The organism is Microbacterium sp. (assembly GCF_041909575.1).
Lineage (GTDB): Bacteria > Actinomycetota > Actinomycetes > Actinomycetales > Microbacteriaceae > Microbacterium.
This window is the reverse complement of record NZ_JAYRDE010000001.1, coordinates 20261-37949: the sequence shown is the minus strand read 5'-3', so window position 1 is coordinate 37949 and position 17689 is coordinate 20261. Positions and strand designations below refer to the sequence as shown.

General features: G+C 70.2%; 15 protein-coding genes. 5 read left to right on the top strand and 10 right to left on the bottom strand.

The window, feature by feature from the left end; translation table 11 throughout:
• Positions 1-83: 83 nt before the first annotated feature.
• Genes rfbA through ACE3O1_RS00145 form a run of 5 tightly spaced genes read left to right on the top strand, consistent with a single transcriptional unit; the run spans position 84 to position 5598 of the window.
• Positions 84-953 carry a glucose-1-phosphate thymidylyltransferase RfbA gene (gene rfbA, locus ACE3O1_RS00165; protein WP_374311194.1) on the top strand — a complete coding sequence of 290 codons (870 nt, stop codon included), beginning with the start codon at positions 84-86 and terminating at the stop codon, positions 951-953.
• Positions 953-1951, top strand: a complete 999-nt coding sequence (rfbB, locus tag ACE3O1_RS00160; RefSeq protein ID WP_374311192.1) for a dTDP-glucose 4,6-dehydratase — start codon at positions 953-955, stop codon at positions 1949-1951. Before rfbA ends, rfbB begins: the two co-directional genes overlap by 1 nt.
• Positions 1952-3382, top strand: coding sequence for a sugar nucleotide-binding protein (locus ACE3O1_RS00155; RefSeq protein WP_374311190.1), 1431 nt, complete (start codon positions 1952-1954; stop codon positions 3380-3382).
• Positions 3379-4686: a UDP-glucose/GDP-mannose dehydrogenase family protein gene (locus tag ACE3O1_RS00150; protein ID WP_374311188.1), complete on the top strand. Its 1308-nt coding sequence runs from the start codon at positions 3379-3381 to the stop codon at positions 4684-4686. The genes ACE3O1_RS00155 and ACE3O1_RS00150 overlap by 4 nt, the downstream gene beginning before the upstream one ends.
• 9 nt (positions 4687-4695) lie before the next feature.
• A complete protein-coding gene (locus ACE3O1_RS00145) occupies positions 4696-5598 on the top strand; it encodes a glycosyltransferase family 2 protein (RefSeq protein ID WP_374311186.1) in 903 nt (300 codons plus the stop codon).
• A 9-nt stretch (positions 5599-5607) separates the two neighbouring features.
• Here the strand turns inward: ACE3O1_RS00145 and ACE3O1_RS00140 are convergent, their stop codons facing one another.
• From ACE3O1_RS00140 to ACE3O1_RS00095, 10 genes are all read right to left on the bottom strand, one after another.
• Positions 5608-6363: an ABC transporter ATP-binding protein gene (locus tag ACE3O1_RS00140; RefSeq protein WP_374311184.1), complete on the bottom strand. Its 756-nt coding sequence runs from the start codon at positions 6361-6363 to the stop codon at positions 5608-5610.
• Complete coding sequence (locus ACE3O1_RS00135; protein WP_374311182.1) at positions 6363-7220, bottom strand: ABC transporter permease; 858 nt, start codon at positions 7218-7220, stop codon at positions 6363-6365. The genes ACE3O1_RS00140 and ACE3O1_RS00135 overlap by 1 nt, the downstream gene beginning before the upstream one ends.
• A gap of 105 nt (positions 7221-7325) precedes the next feature.
• Positions 7326-9383 carry an SH3 domain-containing protein gene (locus ACE3O1_RS00130; protein ID WP_374311180.1) on the bottom strand — a complete coding sequence of 686 codons (2058 nt, stop codon included), beginning with the start codon at positions 9381-9383 and terminating at the stop codon, positions 7326-7328.
• Positions 9384-9503: 120 nt separating this feature from the next.
• Positions 9504-10625 carry a glycosyltransferase gene (locus tag ACE3O1_RS00125; RefSeq protein ID WP_374311178.1) on the bottom strand — a complete coding sequence of 374 codons (1122 nt, stop codon included), beginning with the start codon at positions 10623-10625 and terminating at the stop codon, positions 9504-9506.
• A gap of 1 nt (position 10626) precedes the next feature.
• Positions 10627-12102 (bottom strand): LCP family protein, encoded by a 1476-nt coding sequence (locus ACE3O1_RS00120; protein ID WP_374311176.1) that lies wholly within the window; start codon positions 12100-12102, stop codon positions 10627-10629.
• Positions 12099-12566 carry a 5-(carboxyamino)imidazole ribonucleotide mutase gene (gene purE / locus ACE3O1_RS00115; RefSeq protein ID WP_374311291.1) on the bottom strand — a complete coding sequence of 156 codons (468 nt, stop codon included), beginning with the start codon at positions 12564-12566 and terminating at the stop codon, positions 12099-12101. The genes ACE3O1_RS00120 and purE overlap by 4 nt, the downstream gene beginning before the upstream one ends.
• A gap of 128 nt (positions 12567-12694) precedes the next feature.
• Positions 12695-13831: a 5-(carboxyamino)imidazole ribonucleotide synthase gene (locus ACE3O1_RS00110; RefSeq protein ID WP_374311174.1), complete on the bottom strand. Its 1137-nt coding sequence runs from the start codon at positions 13829-13831 to the stop codon at positions 12695-12697.
• 55 nt (positions 13832-13886) lie between these two features.
• Positions 13887-14456 carry a PH domain-containing protein gene (locus ACE3O1_RS00105; RefSeq protein ID WP_374311172.1) on the bottom strand — a complete coding sequence of 190 codons (570 nt, stop codon included), beginning with the start codon at positions 14454-14456 and terminating at the stop codon, positions 13887-13889.
• Between the two features lie 66 nt (positions 14457-14522).
• On the bottom strand, positions 14523-15320 hold the full coding sequence (locus ACE3O1_RS00100; RefSeq protein ID WP_374311170.1) for a biotin--[acetyl-CoA-carboxylase] ligase: 798 nt from the start codon (positions 15318-15320) through the stop codon (positions 14523-14525).
• A gap of 22 nt (positions 15321-15342) precedes the next feature.
• On the bottom strand, positions 15343-17493 hold the full coding sequence (locus ACE3O1_RS00095) for a serine hydrolase (RefSeq protein WP_374311168.1): 2151 nt from the start codon (positions 17491-17493) through the stop codon (positions 15343-15345).
• Positions 17494-17689 lie beyond the last annotated feature (196 nt).

The following is a 17689-nucleotide window of genomic DNA, read 5'->3' as shown; positions in this document are numbered from 1 at the left end:
CTCAAGAATAGCGAGACCTCACCTGGGCGCCCGCCGTGACGCTCAGCGGGTTCCCGGAACCCGACATGGCAGGATGGAGTCTCGTGAAAGGCATTATTCTCGCCGGCGGGTCGGGCACGAGGCTGCACCCCATCACCCTCGGGGTCTCCAAGCAGCTGATCCCCGTCTACGACAAGCCGATGGTGTACTACCCGCTGTCGACTCTCATGCTGGCGGGCATCCGCGACATCCTGATCATCACGACGCCCCACGACGCGCCGTTCTTCGAGCGGCTGCTCGGCGATGGATCGCAGTTCGGGATCTCGCTCACCTTCGCGGTCCAGCCCTCGCCCGACGGTCTCGCGCAGGCGTTCACCATCGGAGCCGACTTCATCGGCGACGACAAAGTCGCGCTCGTGCTCGGCGACAACCTGCTCTACGGCCCCGGGCTCGGCACTCAGCTCAAGCGCTTCTCGGACGTCGATGGCGGCGCCGTCTTCGCCTACTGGGTCGCGGAGCCCTCCGCGTACGGCGTGGTCGAGTTCGACGCGGCCGGCCGCGCGGTGTCCCTCGAGGAGAAGCCCGCCGAGCCCCGCAGCAACTACGCCGTGCCGGGCCTGTACTTCTACGACAACGACGTGGTCGACATCGCGCGCAGCCTCGCGCCCAGCCCGCGCGGCGAGTACGAGATCACCGACATCAACCGCGCCTACCTCGAGCGCGGGATGCTGCAGGTCGAGGTCCTCCCGCGCGGCACCGCGTGGCTCGACACCGGGACGTTCGATCAGATGACGGATGCCGCGGAGTACGTGCGCACGATCCAGCGGCGCACGGGCCTGAGCATCGGAGTCCCCGAGGAGGTCGCCTGGCGCCAGGGCTTCCTCTCCGACGACGCATTGCGCGAACGCGCCCAGAAGCTGGTCAAGTCCGGCTACGGCACCTACCTGATCGAGACGCTCGAGAGAGGCCATTGATGGCTCGCCTGCTTGTCACCGGAGGGGCCGGCTTCATCGGCTCGAACTTCGTCCATCACGTCATCGGCAACACCGACCACCAGGTCATCGTCCTCGACAAGCTGACGTACGCGGGCAACCGTGCGTCGCTCGAGGGCCTGCCCGAGCACCGCCTTGAGTTCGTGCAGGGCGACATCGCCGACGCCGCCCTCGTCGACAGCCTGTTCGCGCGTGTCGACGCGGTCGTCCACTACGCCGCCGAGTCCCACAACGACAACTCGCTGCACGACCCGCGCCCATTTCTGGACACCAACATCATCGGGACCTACACGCTCCTCGAGGCCGCACGCCGCCACGACCGCCGGTTCCACCACATCTCGACCGACGAGGTCTACGGCGACCTCGAGCTCGACGACCCCGCCCGGTTCACCGAGTCGACGCCCTACAACCCGTCTTCCCCCTACTCGTCGACCAAGGCGGGCAGCGATCTCCTCGTGCGCGCGTGGGTGCGCTCGTTCGGCGTGCGGGCGACGATCTCCAACTGCTCGAACAACTACGGCCCCTACCAGCACGTCGAGAAGTTCATCCCGCGCCAGATCACGAACGTGCTGCGCGGCATCCGTCCCAAGCTCTACGGCGCGGGCGAGAACGTGCGCGACTGGATCCACGCGGACGATCACTCGTCGGCGGTCCTGACCATCCTGGACAAGGGCGAGATCGGTGAGACCTACCTCATCGGCGCCGACGGCGAGAAGAACAACAAAGACGTCGTCGAGCTCATCCTCGAGCTCATGGGTCAGCCCAGGGACGCGTACGACCACGTCACCGATCGCGCCGGCCACGATCTGCGCTACGCGATCGACTCGACGAAGCTGCGCACCGAGCTCGGCTGGTCGCCGCAGTACGGCGACTTCGAGTCCGGCCTCGCCGCGACGGTCCGCTGGTATCAGGAGCATGAGGACTGGTGGGCACCCGCGAAGGACGCCACCGAGGCGTTCTACGCGTCGAAGGGGCAGTGAGTGACGACCTTCGGCAAGGCGCTCGGATCGACTGAGACCAACATCCCCGGGCTGGTTCTTTGGGACCTTCCCGTCCACGGCGACACCCGCGGCTGGTTCAAGGAGAACTGGCAGCGCGAGAAGATGGTCGCGGCCGGACTGCCGGACTTCGGCCCGGTGCAGAACAACATCTCGTTCAACGACGCGATCGGCACGACGCGCGGCATCCACGCCGAGCCGTGGGACAAGTTCGTGTCGGTGGCCAGCGGCCGGATCTTCGGCGCCTGGGTCGACCTTCGTCGCGGTCCGAGCTTCGGCGAGGTGTTCACCGCCGAGCTGGATCCGTCCGTGGCGATCTTCGTCCCGCGCGGCGTCGGGAACGCCTATCAGACGCTCGCGGCCGATACGGCCTACGTCTACCTCGTGAACGACCACTGGTCGCCAACGGCGTCGTACACCTTCCTGAACCTCGCTGACGAGACCGTCGCGATCCCCTGGCCGATCCCCCTCGCCGACGTCGAGATCTCCCCGAAGGACCTCGCGCACCCCAGGCTCGCCGACGTGGAGCCGATGGCACCCCGCAAGACCCTGGTCGTCGGGGCGAACGGCCAGCTCGGTCGTGCGCTGCGCGCCGAGCTCGGCGACGACGACCGCTTCGAGTACGCCGGCCGCGCAGACTTCGACGTGACGGATCAGGATGCCGCGACCGCTCGTCGCTGGCGCGACTACGACACGATCATCAACGCCGGCGCGTACACCGCCGTCGACACCGCCGAGACGGCGGAGGGCCGCCGCGCCGCCTGGGCGGCCAATGCCGCCGGAGTCGCGACTCTGGCCCGCATCGCGAGCGAGAACGACCTCACCCTCGTCCACGTCTCGAGCGATTACGTCTTCGACGGGACGTCGGAGCGCCCGTACCGCGAGGACGACGCGCTGAGCCCGCTCGGCGTCTACGGGCAGTCGAAGGCTGCCGGCGACCTCGCCGCGCAGACCGCCGCGCGCCACTACGTCGTGCGCACCTCCTGGGTCATCGGCGACGGCAAGAACTTCGTCCGTACGATGGCCTCGCTCGCCGAGCGCGGCATCGACCCGAAGGTGGTGGGCGACCAGACCGGGCGCCTGACCTTCACCGACGAGCTCGCCCGCGGCATCCGCCACCTGCTCGAATCGCACGCACCGTACGGCACGTACAACCTCACCGGCTCGGGTGACGCGACGACGTGGGCGGACGTCGCGAGGAGCGTCTTCGCGCTGAGCGGGCACGACGCCGACCGCGTCACCACCGTCACGACGGACGAGTACTTCGCCGCCGCAGACGGACCCGTCGCCCCTCGCCCGCGCAACAGCGTGCTGTCGCTCGAGAAGCTCTCGGGCACGGGCTTCGAGCCGCGAGACGGCGGCGAAGCACTGCGCGACCACCTCCAGCACCACCTCTCGGGAGATCCTTCATGAAGCTGAGCGTCATCGGGTGCGGCTATCTCGGCGCCGTGCATGCGGCGGCCATGGCGTCGATCGGCCACGACGTCGTCGGCGTCGATGTGGACCCGGCGAAGATCGCCGCCCTCTCCGCCGGCACTCCGCCTTTCCATGAGCCGGGTCTTCCCGAACTGCTCGAGCAGGCGATCGCCTCGGGCCGCCTGCGCTTCACCACCGACATCTCCGAGGTGCACGACGCCGCCGTGCACTTCATCGGCGTCGGGACGCCGCAGCGCAAGGACGGCGGCGGCGCCGACCTCACCTACGTCGACGGCGCGATCGACGCGCTGCTCCCCCACCTCGCCCCGGGCTCCCTCGTCGCGGGCAAGTCGACGGTGCCGGTGGGCACCGCCGCTCGCCTGGCCACCGCGGTGCACGCGGCGGGAGCACGGCTGGCGTGGAATCCGGAGTTCCTCCGGGAGGGCTTCGCGGTGAAGGACACCCTGGAGCCCGACCGCCTGGTGTACGGCGTGGCGTCGGACGACGACGCCGCGGACGACGTGGCGGTGCTCGACGCCGTGTATGCGCAGACGCTGGAGACGGGCACGCCCCGTCTCGTGACCGACTACGCGACGGCCGAGCTCGTCAAGGTCGCCGCGAACGCCTTCCTCGCGACGAAGATCTCGTTCATCAACGCGATGGCCGAGATCGCCGAGGTCACGGGTGCGGATGTCACGACCCTGGCCGACGCCATCGGGCACGATGCCCGCATCGGTCGCCGCTTCCTCAACGCCGGCGTCGGATTCGGCGGCGGCTGCCTCCCGAAGGACATCCGCGCCTTCACCGCCCGCGCCGAGGAGCTCGGTCGCGGCGAGTCGGTCGCGTTCCTCAAGAACGTGGATGAGATCAACCTGCGCCGGCGCCAGCGCGTCGTCGACCTCGTCGTCGACTCGTTCGAGGGGCAGGTCCACGGCAAGCGCGTGGCCGTCCTCGGGCTGGCGTTCAAGCCGGACTCCGACGACACCCGCGACTCGCCCGCACTCGATGTCGCCGTGCGGCTGCACGGCCTCGGCGCGGACGTGGTCTGCACCGACCCGCAGGCGATCGACAACGCCCGGCGCCAGCATCCGCAGCTGGAGTACGCAGCGACGACGAGCGAGGCGCTCAACGACGCAGAGGCCGTCGTGCTCGTCACCGAGTGGCGCGAGTACCGCGACCTCGACCCCGCCGCTGTCGCCGATCTCGTCGCACGCAAGGTCGTGATCGACGGACGCAACTGCCTCGATTCCGACGCCTGGCGCGCGCGCGGCTGGCAGTTCCACGGACTCGGTCGACCATAGGAGCGCGACATGCCTGACGCCGAGGTCGCCATCGTCGTGCGGACGAAGGATCGTCCGGACTTCCTCGCCCGTGCGCTCGCGAGCATCACGTCCCAGACGTTCGGGTCCTGGCACTGCGTCGTCGTGAACGACGGCGGCGACGCCGCGCCGGTCGACGCGCTCATCGCCGGGCTCGGTGCGGCCGACCGCGCCCGGTTCTCCGTCGTGCACTCCCCCGCCTCCCGCGGGCGATGGGTGAGCGCCAATGCGGGCGTCCTCGCCACGACGGCGCCGCTGCTCGTCCTCCACGACGACGACGACAGCTGGCATCCGGAGTTCCTGCAGCGCGCGGTGGAGTATCTGCACGAGAACCCCGATCGCGGGGGCGTCGTCTCGCGCATCGAGATCCGCTGGGAGCGTCGCCGCAAGGGCGGGTTCGAGGTGACCTCGCGCGAGGTCTTCCAGCCACGACTGAGCGCTCCGACGCTCGGCGATACGCTCCTGTTCAACAGATTCGTCCCGATCGCGTTCGTCTACCGTCGCGCGCTGCACGAGGAGCTCGGCCTGTACGACGACAGCCTGCCCGTCGTCGGCGACTGGGCGTTCAACCTGCGCGTCCTGACCCACGGTCCCCTGGAGTACCTGGCGGACCAGCCCTATGCCTACTGGCACCAGCGGGTCGACGCCACCGGTGCGGACGGCAACAGCGTCATCGACTCCCGGGGAGCGCACGCGGCGACGGACGCGAGGATCCGGGACGAGGCGCTGCGCGAGTACGCGCAGCGCGAGGGCCTCGGCCTCGCGCTCTACCTCACGAAGTTCATCGACCAGCGCTTCGTGGATGTCGAGAACGGCATCCGCAGCGACCTCCAGCGATGGTCGCTCATGCGGCGGCTCGAGCGGCACCTGCGGGAGCGCTGGCGGCGGCACTGACGCGGGGCGTCAGCGTCCGGTCATGAACTCGACGGCCTCCAGAATGGGGCCGTCGAACACCTTCTTGCCCTTGGCGATCACGATGCCGCGCTCGCACAGTTCCTTCACCATGTTCATGTCGTGGCTCACGACGAGCATCGTCACGCCCTTCGCCGTGAGCTCCTTGATCTTTGCGGCGCATTTGGCCCGGAACGGCGCGTCGCCGACCGAGAGCACTTCGTCGACGAGCAGGACGTCCAGCTCCACGTGGATCGCGACCGAGAAGGCGAGCCGCATGAACATGCCCGACGAGTAGTGCTTGACCTCCTGGTCGATGAATTCGCCGATCTCGGAGAAGGCGACGATGTCGTCGAAGCGCTCGTCGATCTCCGTCTTCTGCATGCCGAGGATCGCGGCGTTCAGGTACACGTTCTCGCGGCCGGAGAGATCGGGGTGGAACCCCGCGCCGACCTCGATGAGTCCCGCGACCCGCCCCCGCGTGAGCACACGGCCCTCATCGGGTTCCAGCACGCCCGACACGAGCTTCAGGGTCGTGGACTTGCCCGAGCCGTTCAGCCCGAGGACGGCCACCGCTTCGCCCTGGCCGACCTGGAAGCTCAGCTCCTCTAGGGCACGGAAGACGTCCGCGCGCACCTTCCGCTTGCGGATCCAGCCGATGAAGGCCTCCTTGAAGGAGTGCGAGTTGCGCTTGAGGAAGTCCTTCGAGACGTTGTCGACGACGATCGAGGGAGGCGTGGCCGTCTCGGCCATGATGGGTGCGGGCATCACAGGTCCTGGGCGAAGGTTCGCTCGAAGCGGCGGAAGATCGCCTGCCCGAGGATGAGGAAGAAGACGCAGATTCCCAGCGCCACGGCGATGCTCGTGCCGAAACCGGGCGGCAGACCGTGCGTGTGGGATGCCGTCGCGCTCCAGAAACCGGTGTGGTACAGCTCGACCGCGACCGCGAGCGGGTTCGCCATGTAGATCGCGAACGCCCACGAAGGGAGCTTCTCGGCGACGAGCACCCAGAGATAGAGGACGGGCGAGGTCCAGACGGAGAACATCCGGATGATCTCGACGAAGTTCTGCGCATCGCGGAACCGCACGTTCAGGCCCGCGAAGAACAGGCCGAGCCCGAGGGCGAGGGCGACGACGATGAGCGTGCCGAGCAGCACCGCGCCGATGCCGAGCAGCGACGGTGTCCACCCGACGAGCAGGCAGACCACGAGCAGGATCAGGACCTGCGGAAGGAAGTGCACGAACGCGACGATGATGGCCGCGATCGGGAACAGCTCGCGAGGCAGATAGATCTTCCGCACCAGCGACCCGTTGTCGACGATCGCGGTGGTCGCGTTGCCGAAGGCCTCGTTGAAGAGGTTGATGATCACGATGCCGCTGAACAGATAGATCGCGAAGTTGTCGATGCCGTGGCCGCCGAGGATGAACCCCATGACGAAGTAGTAGACCGCGAACTGCGCCGCCGGCTTGACGTACGACCAGGTCCAGCCCAGGACGGAGTTGCGGTAGCGGGTCGCCGTGCCCTTGCGCACGAGGAGTCGCAGGAGGTAGCGCCAGCGGAAGACGTCCAGGATGCCGCGGCCGCGGCCGGGGACGTCGTACTGGGCGAGGTCGAGAGTAGTCACGTCAGCGAAGCTTTCGGGAGTTGGGCCCGCGCGAACGCGACGATTTCAGCCCGTAGAGATCCTAGCCCGGTCCACCCTGGTGAATCGCCGAACGCGCGGGTCGCGTCACGGTGCGATGTGCCGGACCACGTCCGCGCGCAGGACCCACCGCGAGCCGACCGGCAGATTCAGCTTGATCCACTCGCCGTCGCCGGTCACCTCGGTCGCCGTCGCGATGGTGTCGATCGCGACGGTCGTCGCGCCCGTGATACAGCCCGTCCGCGGCGCGAGCCTCGCCGTGACCGCCGTTCCGACGACGCGGTAGGTGTACATCGCCGCGCGACTCTCGTTCGGGGGGCTGCACACCTCCTGGTCGGTCGCGTAGCGGACGGCGGTGCGCGGCAGCCAGAGGTCGGCGTTGCCGTAGCGCACCTGCAGCCAGTCCCCGGCAGCGGTGCCGCTGATGGGGGTGAAGACCGTGCCCCCGGGGATGGGGGTCGAACCCTCGGCGCAGGTGGTGGTCGGCTTCGCGTACGCCGTCGCCCCCGACTCCAGGACGACGTACCCGCGCGTGGCGGCGCGCGAGGGCGGGGTCAGCGCGCACGGCTGATCGGCCGTCGCCCTGACCACGTCGGCGCGCGGGACCCACAGGTCGCCGCGACCGGTCGTCACCTTGAGCCAATCCCGCGCGGCGTTCACCTCGATCGCCTGCACGACGGTGCTGCCGGAGATGGAGACCCGGCCGGTGCTGCATGCCGCGTTGGGCACGCTTCGCGCCGTCGTGCCGCTGGCCTTCACGACGTACCGGAGTCCGGCCGATCCGGTCTTCGGAAGCGCGCAGGCCGACTCGGTGGTCGTCGCGCGCCGGAGTTCGCTGCGCAGGACCCAGCGATCCGTCGCACCCGTGTGCACCTTCACCCACGTCCGCTCGGCGTTGACCTGGATGGCCTGCACGATGGAGCCCTGCGACAGCTGACCGGCGGCAGTGCCGCAGGCCGCGTTCGGAACGATGCGCGTCGACGATGCGGCGGCGGTCACCACGTAGGCGAGGCCCGCGGAGGTCACCCCGCCGGGCAGAGCGCACGCGGCCTCGGCGTCAGTGGCGTAGCGGACGTAGTCCCGGTGCACCCAGAGCTCGCGCGTCTCCACCGAGACCTTGAGCCAGTCTCCGTTCACGGCCACCGCGCGGAGGACTGTGCCCTGCGACAGCGCCGTCACGCTCTTCGTGCACGACGTGCTCGGGGCGATCCTGGCATTGAGCGTGCTCGCCTCGACGACGTAGGCCTTGGTGGCGGTGCGCGTTCCAGCGGGGACGCCGCAGGCGTTCGTCGGAGTCTGCGTCGAGCCGAACCAGTCCGAGAAGTAGTTGAAGAAGTTGCGGTTGCCGTACGAGGAACAACCGTCTCCGGTGCCGTAGCCGGCGCGCAGCGCGGCCGCGTTCGGCTGGTACGGCGTGTAGTAGTACAGGTTCGCCGTCGCCTGGTTCTGAACCGTGACGGGGGACGTGCCACACGCGCGGTTGGGGTGGAACAGGACATTCCACGTCTTCCCGGGTGCGTACCACGTGAAGAACTGACTCGTCCCGGGCGGGTTCGCATAGCGCTTGAGCTGCCACGCACCGCCGTAGACCTGGTTGAAGAAGCCGTAGTACCGGGTATCGCAGGCCGCCGTATCGGGGCAGCCCTGTCCCATCGCGGCACGGTAGGAGTACGACGAGGGCGCCGTCGTGGTCACGAGGCCCTGCTCCTTCTGGAGCATGACGAGGATCACCTGCGGGTTGATGCCGCAGGCCTGCGCGACCTTGTAGATGATGCGCGATGCACGCTCCCGGACGCCTCCGGAATACGCACCGCACATCGCATCCGCACTCGTGGAGCGCGAGGTGTCATAGTAGTCCTTCAGGCAGGTGTAGCCGGCGCGGCACGTCGAGACCTTCGACTGGAGGAACGTCTGGATCTGCGCCTCCGTCATCGTGGAGCGCGCGAAGAAGACCGCGTCGGACACGATGTTGCCGGGCTGGAACTTCGAGAGATCGGCCGTCTGCACGATCCCCGCGGTCGCCGCCTCCCCCGGAGCAGCGGCCGGGGCCGGGCCCGCAGCAGCAGCCGGTGCACTCACCACGCCGATCACGAGTGCGGTGATGGCGATCGCCGCCGCGCTGATCCTCATCACGGACGCGCGCACGCGTCGCCCCTTAGCCCCCACCATGTGACCAGTGTGACGGAAGTGGCGAATGATGACAACTTAATCCGGTAATCCGGACATTGACACGCCCTTCCGACGCACTTCACGGCCCGTTCGCAGTCAGAGTTCCGCGTGGAGGAGCCACACCTTGTCGGCGGCCTCGCGCCAAGAGAACGCACGCCCCCGGTCGCCGGACAGCACCGCCAGCCGGTCCGCGGCCGTCGTCGAGGCCAGGGCGCTCTGCAGGGCGGCTCCGATCCCCTCGGCGAGGGACGAGGCATCCGTCACCGCCACCAGCTCGCCCCCGTCGACGATCACCTCGGAGTGGACATCGGATGCCGCGGCGATGATCGGGACCCCCAGCGTCAGCGCGTCGATGACCCGCCACGGGAACGCACCGCGCCTGCTCGGCGCGAGGAAGGCGACCGCGGCTCCGAAGACCGCCGCCCGGTCGGCGGCATCCAGAGCGCCGCGCACGTGGAGACGGCGCTCGGGCAGACCCGCGGCGGCGGCGAGCTCGGCGACCGCCGGCTCGTGGCCGTCCTCGACGTCGATCACCACGACCGGCAGGTCCACGCCCGACGCCGCGATCGCCCGGAAGCCGGTGTCGAGCGAATCAGAAGGCATCGGGCCTCCGGCGAGGAGAACGAAGCCCTCCGGCAGATCGAGCGCCCGGCGTCGACCGACCTCGTCGGTGGGCACGGCGAAGCCGAGCGGCGACGCACCGGCGACGACGCGCACGCGGTCGCCGACCCTGGCGAGATCGGACAGGCGCTCCGCGATGGAGTGGGTCGGCACGACGATCGCATCGGCGTGCCGGACCGCGCGCTTGAGCATGGCCTTGTGCCAGCCGACGGCGGCGCGGGACAGATCGGCGGGGGTCTCCCACGGCCGCAGGTCCCACACGGTGACGACGGTCTGGTCGTTGTCGTGCACCCGATCGTGCTTGACGAGTGGCGCGAGCAGCGTCGGGGAGTGGATCATTCCGCCGCCGATGCCGGTGCCCACGCCCAGCTGAAGCGCCGCGGCGAGCTCGCGCCGGGGCAGCGCAGTGCGCCGCAGCCCGGAGAGCCCGGGGACCTCGGGGTCCCCGTCACCGCCCGCCGGTGCGATCCCCTCGACCTCGCAGCCCGCGGGCGCGCCCGCGATGAGCGCGCGGGTGAGATCGCGGGATGCCTCGGCCAGCACGGGTTCGGTGGGCACGACGAGCTGATCCAGCATGACGCGCAGGGTGGCGACCACGTCACCCCTCCGGCGTCGGGGTCGGAGTGGGAGGGTGCAGCGTGGTGCGGATGAGCTCGGCGATGTAGGGGTAGTCCGGGTCGTACTCGTCGATGCCGCCGGCGGGGGTCAGCTCGATCGTCGAGACCGGCAGCTCCTTCGCCTTCAGCCCGAGATCGGCGAGCGCCGGGATCAGCGACTGCGGCAGGTCGGTCTGGACGATGTCGCGACCGGCGGCGGCGACGTCCTGGAACCGCGTCAGCACGGTCTGCGGCGTGAACTGGGCGAGGATCGCCTGCTGGAGCACGCGCTGGCGCTCCATGCGGTCGAAGTCGTCGGTGGTGTAGCGCGAGCGGGCGTACCACTGCGCAGTGTCGCCGTCCATGTGCTGCGGGCCGGCCTCGATCCATCCGATGGCCCACTCCTCGGCGGGCTGGCCGTCGTAGGCGGGTCCGCCGCCCTTGGGGAGCCTCTCGGCCACCGTGATGTCGACGCCGCCCAGGGCGTCGATGAGCGACGCGAAGCCGTGCATGTCGACGAAGACGTAGTACGGGATCTCGATTCCGAGGATGCCCTCGGCCGCGTCCTTCGTCGCCTCGATGCCGGGCGCCGAGGAGTTCGCGGTGGCCTCGGGGTACAGGGCATCGCCGTCCTGGCAGACCTCGACCTCGGTGCGCAGCTGGTTGATGCCGCTCCCCCAGCCACAGGTCGGATCGGCATGACCCTCGTGCCCGTTCGGGTAGCGATCCTGCATCGGCCCCTCGGCGAAGGGGAAGTGGGGCATGTCGCGCGGGATGCCGGTGATCGTCGTCGCGCCGGTCTCGGCGTTGATCGACACGACCGAGATGCTGTCGAACCGCATCGAGTCGCGACCCTCGCCGCTGTCGGCACCGAGAAGCAGGATGTTGTAGTAGCCGTCCGACGGCGGAACCGCCGGTCCTGTCGCTTCGAAGATCGCCCCGAGCGTCTCGCGGGCGGCGCCCACCGCACTGGCGGCGTACGCGGCCGTGCCGCTCGCGACCACGAGGAGCGCGGCGGCGGCCGCGGCGATCGCATAGCGCGCGCCGGGGCCTGTGCGAACCAGACGCACCAGGCGGAGCGTGTCGATCGTGAGCACGATCCACAGCACCGCGTAGGCCAGGAGCGCCCCCTGGATGATGAGGAGCGGGAGCGGGCGCAGGAGTCCGAGCCACGCCGGAAGCCAGGCCCCGGTCACGACGCTCAGTCCGGCCGTCGGCGCGAGCAGCGCGAACAGCACGGCCAGCGCGACGGCGACCCACAGCACGACGGTGGACGCGAGACCGATCTTGCCGAGGCGGCGGTTTCCGGCCACCGCCTGCGCGGAGCCGGGAATCAGGAAGTTCAACGCGACGAGCCACCAGCCGCGACGCGTCATCATCGCCGGCGACGTGACATCGGGATTCCGCAGCGGACGCTCCTCGACGACCCGCAGCGAGCGCGCGGCGGCGGTGGCGCGCGGCGGGCTGGCGACGCTCACAGGGACTCCTTGAGCCGCCGGTTCTTCTCCTCGACCTGCGCCTCCAGTTCGCGCGCATAGGCCTCGACGCGCTCGGCCAGCGCGGCGTCGGAGGTGCCGAGGATGCGCGCCGCGAGGAGGCCGGCGTTCTTGGCCCCGTTGATCGACACCGTCGCGACCGGAATGCCCGCGGGCATCTGGACGATGCTCAGCAGCGAGTCCAGGCCGTCGAGGGTCGAGAGCTGCACCGGCACTCCGATGACCGGGACCGCGGTGACCGACGCGAGCATGCCGGGCAGGTGGGCCGCGCCGCCGGCGCCCGCCACGATGGCCTTGAGTCCGCGTGCGCGTGCCTCACGGCCGTACCGCATGAGCTTGTCGGGGGTGCGGTGGGCCGAGACGACCTCGACCTCGTGCGCAACGCCGAAGTCGGTGAGGATCTGCGAGGCGTCGCTCATGATCCGCCAGTCCGAATCGGAGCCCATGACGACGCCGACCAGGGGCGAGTCCGAGGAATGCAGCGGCCCAGTCACCCGATAAGGCTAGGGCGCAAGGCTGGAAGATCCCCGCAACGGCGCGGTCCGACATCCGATTCCGCCGCGCTGCGGCCGCGTCAGTCGAGGAAGACGGATGCCGCGGCCCGGGCCCGGTAGGCGACGTCGTCGAGATCGTCCCCCGTGACGTTGACGTGGCCGACCTTGCGTCCCGGCCGCGGAGCCTTGCCGTAGGTGTGCACCTTGGCATCGGGGTGCTCGGCCATCGCGGCGCCGAACCGCCCCTCGAGCCCGCCCTCGGCGGGGCCACCCAGGATGTTGATCATGACCGCCCAGGGCGAGCGCGGGGAGGGGTCGCCGAGCGGCAGGTCGAGCACTGCGCGCAGGTGCTGCTCGAACTGGCTCGTGGTCGCCCCGTCCTGGGTCCAGTGGCCGCTGTTGTGCGGGCGCATCGCCAGCTCGTTCACGAGCAGGCGCTCGTCGGTCGTCTCGAAGAGCTCGACCGCCAGCATTCCCGTCACGTCGAGACCCTTGGCGATCGCGGTGCCGATGCTCGCAGCGACCTCGCGCAGCCTGTCGCCGGCGTGGGGGGCGGGGGCGATCACCTCGGCGCACACGCCGCCGCGCTGCACCGTCTCGACGACCGGGTAGACGGCGACCTCACCCGACGGGCGCCGGGCGACCTGCTGCGCGAGCTCGCGGGAGAAGTCGACGAGCTCCTCGACGAGGAGAGCTCCGCCACGGGCGTCCTCGGCGAGCGTCGCGAACCAGTCGTCCGCCTCGGTCGCGGCGGTGACCACGCGCACGCCCTTGCCGTCGTAGCCGCCGCGAGGCGTCTTCACGACGGCGCGTCCGCCGTGGGCGTCGAGGAAGGCCTGGAGTTCGTCCGGACCGGTGACGGCCGCCCAGTCGGGCTGCGGCATCCCGAGCTCGGCGAGGCGGGCCCGCATCACGAGCTTGTCCTGCGCGAAGCGCAGCGCACCCGGGCCGGGATGCACCGGCACGCCGGCGTCGACGAGCGTCTCGAGCACATCCTGCGGCACGTGCTCGTGGTCGAACGTCACGACGTCGACCTCTCGTGCGAAGGCGAGGACGGTGGCGGCGTCGCGGTAGTCGCCGACCGCGGATGCCGCGAGGGAGGCCGCCATGGCCTCCTCCTCCGCGAGCACCCGGATATTCACTCCGAGCTCGACCGCGGGCGCGATCATCATGCGGGCCAGCTGCCCGCCTCCGACGACTCCGACTCGCAGCGCCATTCCGTCACCTTTCCTCGCAGTCCATCATCCCGCACGGACCGCGTGCGCGCGGACGTCAGCGCGCGCCGGCGAGGGGCGGGGGCGGCGGCGGGAGAGGGGGCTGCGCGTCGCGGTGGGCGAGGATCTGATTGACTTCGACCTGATCGACGAGCGCCTCGTGAACGAGCCCGACGCTGGGCACGTCGGCGAGGCGCAGCGGCGCATCGACGCCGTTGGACAGCGTCAGCGTGCCGACCCCCCACAGGCGCTGCAGGATGCCGCGGCGCACCTGGATGGTGTACCCGCGGACGTGTGCGAGCTCGCGGCGACGGGCGACGAGGATCCCCGACCGCTCCATCACGCGCCGCGTCGTGATCGTGTAGACGTGCGCCCACCAGGAGAGGAACGGCAGCAGGACCAGCAGGAACACCACCACGCCCGCGCCGGCCAGCAGCATCCAGTTCTCCAGCGGCGCCGGAAGGTTGTCGTAGAAGAAGCCGCAGGCCCCCGCCACGGCGATCAGCACCAGCGCCGACCAGGTGAGCCGGCGCGCGTGGCCGCGGAAGCGTGCGACGCGCAGCTCGGGCGTCGGCGCACCCGGCGCGGGTGCCATCGGCCTCCCGCCGTAGCTCATCGGCTGCGTCATGCTCCCATTGTGCGCGGTCGCATGACCGTGAGGCGCGCGCATCGCGGCGCGGCGGCATCCCGCGGCTCAGCGCACGTGCACGACGTCGCCGGAGGAGACGGCGCTCTCGAACTCGGACTCCTGCACGACCACGAGCCGCCCGTCCTCGTCGATCCGCTGCGCCCGGCCGCGCAGCACCTCGCCGTCGGGGAGCGTGACCGCGACATCGCTGCCGATCGTGGCGCACAGCGCCTCGATCTCGGCGAGCACGCCCGACGCCGCGGCACTGCCGCGCGCCGAGACGAGCGCGTCGAGCTGTTCGGCGAGCGCCGAGAGGTAGTCGGCGATGAGGCGGTCCTCGTCGGCGACCAGCCCGAGGGCCTCGAAGGAGGTGGCCGTCTCAACGGGGAGGTCGCTCGCCGGCATGCGGGTGTTGACGCCCGATCCGATGACGACGGTGTCGGGATGCCCCGGCACGACCTCCGCGAGGATGCCGCAGACCTTCGCCCCGTCGAGCAGGACGTCGTTGGGCCACTTGAGGCGGGCCGTATGGCCGGTTCCGCGCAGCTGCGCGGCGATCGCCCGGGTCATCGCGGCGCCGGCGATGAGAGGGATCCACCCGCGCGACGCGCCCGGGATCGCCCCGACGCGGACGACGACCGACAGGGCAAGAGCCGTGCCCGGAGGCGCCGTCCAGGTGCGGTCGAGCCGGCCGCGGCCCGCGCGCTGATCGTTCGTCAGCAGCAGCGACAGGTGCGGCCACTCGTCGGGCGCGTCCTTCACGTGGGCGACGACGTCGGCGTTCGTCGAGTCGGTCGTCTCGATGACCTGCACGCGGGGACTCACCGCCGCGGATCGGGGATAGCCCTGGGATGCGATCGGCATGGTCTTCACGTTAGCGAGGTCGTCAGCGATTGCGCAGGTCGGTCACGATCGTCCACAGCTTCCGTGAGCCGTACTGCACCTCGTACCAGATGCGGTTCGTCTCGAAGTTCTCGAGGAAGGTGCCGGCCGGCGCCACGACCACCATGGGCCCGCCGGGCGAGGAGCGCAGCGCGGTGGCTCTCACGGTGACCAGCTGCTGTGCGGGATAGGAGGCCGCCGTGCCGAAGGCGCCGTTGAAGTGCTCGTACACCGTGCGCGAGACGGCCTGGAAGGCCGCCTTCGGAGGGCTGTTGTCGCCGATGATCGAGAGGACGTAGGTCGACTTCGAGCCGTACACGATGGCGGTGTCGCCCTGCAGCAGACCGGAGGCCACCCACAGCGCGCCGGGCTTGCTGGCCTGCACCACGCCCCGCGGGATCCCCGACGCGATGCGGGAACGCCCGATCTGGTTCTTCATCTCGTTGAGGAGGTGGTCCGCGTACTTGCGTGAGAGGACCGTGCCCGCGTTGAGGCGCTTGACCATCGTCGAGAGGTCGTTCGTCGTGGTGCGGTTGCCGGCGTAGAGGACGCTCGTCCCCACCGGGACGGAGCCGTAGTACGTGTTGGAGAACCCGGCTGCCCGGATCATGCGATTCAGTTCGGCGATCCCGATCCAGTGCACGATGTCGGTGTGGCAGTAGTTGTCCGACGCGTGGATCATCACGTGGATGCACATGCGCAGGTCGACCCCCGACGAGAGCACCGTGCTGAAGGACGCGCGACCCGCCTGGATCCTGGATAGCGCGGCCCACGCGGCGAAGATCTTGATCATGCTCGCAGGCTCTCGGACCGTGCTGCCGCTGACGCTCGTCACGGCGTTCAGGCCGCCCTCCTGCCTGACGGTGACGGAGTAGGTGCCCGGGTACGCGGCCAAGGTCGCCCGAATGGCCGAGTTGAGCGTCGACTGACTGCGCTCCTTCTCCGCGGTGCACGAGCCGTTCCGCAGCACGGCGCCGCCCAGGTGCCCCTCGCTCCCGACGGCCGTTACGGTCACCCCCTTCGAGCGCACGTAGCTCGCCACCGCGTCCACCATGCACGCCTGGATGCTGTAGAGCAGCGGCTGGCCGGACGCTGCGGCGAGTGCTGCGGCGACCGAGGTTCCCGGCCAGCTCTCCGGGTTCGTGACGATCGCCCGCTGCACTGCCTGAGTGCGGTCCTTCGCCATCGTCACCGACGACAGATAGCGGTCCGCCTCCACGCGTCGCTCGACCGCGAATCCTGCAGCACGCAGAGAGCTCTCGTACGCCGCGGTGATCCCGCTGGTGCCGCCGACGATGACGACGGCCCCCGCTCCGACCGCGCGCAGAGTCTCGAGGGTGCGGCTGTCCACGGCGCTCTTGCCCTTCGGGACGAGCACGAAGCCCTGACGGTTGGCGGACGCCGTCACCGCAGCGAGCGGGGCTGCGATGAGATCGATGCCCTCCGCCATGTATACGGTCTCGAAGCTGCCCGCCGACTGCAGCGCTGCGCGAGACAGGCCGTACCTGTCGGTGCCGCCGACGCGACGGACGTCGGCGGCCAGCGTGCGCAGCTGATCGAGGACCGCTTCGTCCACCGAGGCACCGCCGTACACCAGCACCGTCGTGGGGGCGAGCCGGCGGATCTCCGCCACGACGGCCGACCTGATCCGGGACTGCTCGACGAAGAGCAGGGGCGCTCCGACGATGCCGGCCGTCCACGCCGCCACCGAGCCGTTGGGCGGCGAATCGCCGGGCACGATGAGCACCGTCTGAGCTCCACCCGGGAACGCGATGCGCGAGGCGGCGACGGCGACCTCGTAGCGGTCGGCGCCCGAGATGCGTCCCGCGGGCGGAATGGCGGCCGTGGTCATGGCCAGCGGCGCGACGGTCTCGGCCTCCTCGCTCCGGGGAGCAACGGTCTCGTCGGCCTCGTCACCGGGCTCGGGAGTCGGCTCGGGTGTCGGAGTCGGCTCGGGCGTGGGGGTCGGGTCGGGCGTGGGGGTCGGCGTCGGCGTCGGAGACGGCTCGGGCGCGGTGTCGTCGGCCGGGGCGACGTCCACCGCGGTGGTCGGCTCGGGCGGGGGCTGCACGTCCACCGCCCGCGCGGCGCCGACATCCATCACGACCGGTGCGACCAGCGCCAGCGCCGCGACCCACGCGAGAGTTCGCAGCATCCGATTCTTCATCACACGATTCACACCAGTCACAGTGCCCCCGACGATAGCGGCCCCCGCTCACGCGCGGAATGAGAAGGACGTGAGACTTGCGCAACCTGGACAGAGGCCGCTCGGAACGCGCAGTGCCATGGACAGCGGATGCCGCGAGCCCTTGTGCGAACCCTCCAACCGCTGCGCGGAAGCCGCCGATAGG

Bases quoted from the DNA above. Each gene is read 5' to 3' on its own strand.
- rfbB (WP_374311192.1), top strand. From the start codon at position 953: ATGGCTCGCCTGCTTGTCACCGGAGGGGCCGGCTTCATCGGCTCGAAC.
- ACE3O1_RS00150 (WP_374311188.1), top strand. From the start codon at position 3,379: ATGAAGCTGAGCGTCATCGGGTGCGGCTATCTCGGCGCCGTGCATGCG.
- ACE3O1_RS00145 (WP_374311186.1), top strand. From the start codon at position 4,696: ATGCCTGACGCCGAGGTCGCCATCGTCGTGCGGACGAAGGATCGTCCG.
- ACE3O1_RS00140 (WP_374311184.1), bottom strand. From the start codon at position 6,363: ATGCCCGCACCCATCATGGCCGAGACGGCCACGCCTCCCTCGATCGTC.
- purE (WP_374311291.1), bottom strand. From the start codon at position 12,566: ATGGGCTCCGATTCGGACTGGCGGATCATGAGCGACGCCTCGCAGATC.
- ACE3O1_RS00110 (WP_374311174.1), bottom strand. From the start codon at position 13,831: ATGGCGCTGCGAGTCGGAGTCGTCGGAGGCGGGCAGCTGGCCCGCATG.
- ACE3O1_RS00105 (WP_374311172.1), bottom strand. From the start codon at position 14,456: ATGACGCAGCCGATGAGCTACGGCGGGAGGCCGATGGCACCCGCGCCG.
- ACE3O1_RS00100 (WP_374311170.1), bottom strand. From the start codon at position 15,320: ATGCCGATCGCATCCCAGGGCTATCCCCGATCCGCGGCGGTGAGTCCC.
- ACE3O1_RS00095 (WP_374311168.1), bottom strand. From the start codon at position 17,493: ATGCTGCGAACTCTCGCGTGGGTCGCGGCGCTGGCGCTGGTCGCACCG.